Source organism: Streptomyces viridosporus (assembly GCF_002078235.1).
GTDB classification, from domain to species: Bacteria; Actinomycetota; Actinomycetes; order Streptomycetales; family Streptomycetaceae; genus Streptomyces; species Streptomyces viridosporus.
Genome location: NZ_MSGP01000595.1, coordinates 1 through 1,505 on the forward strand (window position 1 = coordinate 1; position 1,505 = coordinate 1,505).

2 protein-coding genes are annotated in these 1,505 nt (G+C 69.7%); both read left to right on the forward strand.

Annotated features, from left to right (window positions below; genetic code table 11):
* Positions 1 to 51 precede the first annotated feature (51 nt).
* A complete protein-coding gene (locus B7L92_RS33725) occupies positions 52 to 1,020 on the forward strand; it encodes a complex I subunit 1/NuoH family protein (protein WP_081241064.1) in 969 nt (322 codons plus the stop codon).
* Positions 1,020 to 1,505 (forward strand): NuoI/complex I 23 kDa subunit family protein (locus B7L92_RS33730; protein WP_081241065.1); only part of this gene is annotated, 486 nt, incomplete at its 3' end. The genes B7L92_RS33725 and B7L92_RS33730, both read left to right, overlap by 1 nt.

Genomic DNA, 1,505 nt, shown 5'->3' on the forward strand with positions numbered 1-1,505 from the left:
CCCCGGTGATCCCGACGCCCCCACCCCCGACGACCCCTCAGGAGGCCCGCGGTGAACGACGCGCTCGACGTCGCCCTGCGACTCCTGGTCGTCTTCGTCGTCTTCCTCACCTTCCCCCTGATCGTGGGTCAGACCGAGCACAAGGTGATGGCCCACATGCAGGGCCGCCTCGGCCCCATGTACGCCGGTGGCTTCCACGGCTGGGCCCAGCTCATCGCCGACGGAGTGAAGTTCGCGCAGAAGGAGGACGTGGTCCCGGCCGGCGCGGACCGCCGTATCTTCCAGCTCGCCCCGGCCGTCTCCCTGCTGCCGTACCTCCTCGTCCTGCTCGCCATCCCGATCGGTCCGGGCGAGGGCGCGGTCGGGCAAGTACTGGACGCGGGCGTGTTCTTCGTCCTGGCGGTCATGGGTGTGGGCGTCCTCGGCTCGCTCATGGCCGGCTGGTCCTCCGCCAACAAGTTCTCCCTCCTCGGCGGCCTGCGCACCGCCGCGCAGCTCCTCGCCTACGAACTGCCGATGCTGCTCACCGCCGCCTCGGTGGCGATGGCGGCCGGCACCGTCTCGCTCGTCGGCATCCTCGACGCCTTCGAGTGGTGGTGGCTGCCCTGGCAGATCACCGGCGCGCTCGTCTTCTTCGTCGCCGGTCTCGCCGAACTCCAGCGCCCGCCGTTCGACATGCCCGTCGCCGACTCGGAGATCATCTTCGGTGCGTACACCGAGTACACCGGCCTGCGCTTCGCCCTCTTCCTCCTCGCCGAGTACGCCGGGATCGTCGTCCTGTGCGGCCTGACCACCGTCCTCTTCCTGGGCGGCTGGCACGGTCCCTGGGGCGCCGACGGACTCGGCTGGGTCTGGACCCTGCTGAAGACCGCGGTCCTCGCCTTCGTCGTCATCTGGCTCCGCGTCACCTACCCCCGCCTGCGCGAGGACCAGTTGCAGAAGTTCTCCTGGACCCTCCTCGTCCCCCTCTCCCTCGCCCAGATCGCCTTCACCGGCGTCGTCAAGGTGGTGTTCCTCTGATGGCCCCGATCCCCGGCTCCGGCCTGGCCAAGGGCCTGGCCGTCACCCTGCGGACGATGACGAAGAAGCCCGTCACCGACCAGTACCCGGACACCCAGCCCGCACTGCCGCCCCGCACCCGCGGGGTGATCGGCCTGTTCGAGGAGAACTGCACGGTCTGCATGCTGTGCGCCCGCGAGTGCCCGGACTGGTGCATCTACATCGACTCCCACAAGGAGACGATCCCGGCGACGACCCCCGGCGGACGCGAACGCAGCCGCAACGTCCTCGACCGCTTCGCCATCGACTTCTCCCTGTGCATGTACTGCGGTATCTGCATCGAGGTGTGTCCGTTCGACGCCCTGTTCTGGTCCCCCGAGTTCGAGTACGCCGAGACCGACATCCGCGACCTCACCCACGAGCGCGACAAGCTGCGCGAGTGGATGTGGACGGTCCCGGCCCCGCCCGCCCTCGACCCCGGCGCCGAGGAGCCCAAGGAGCCCGCC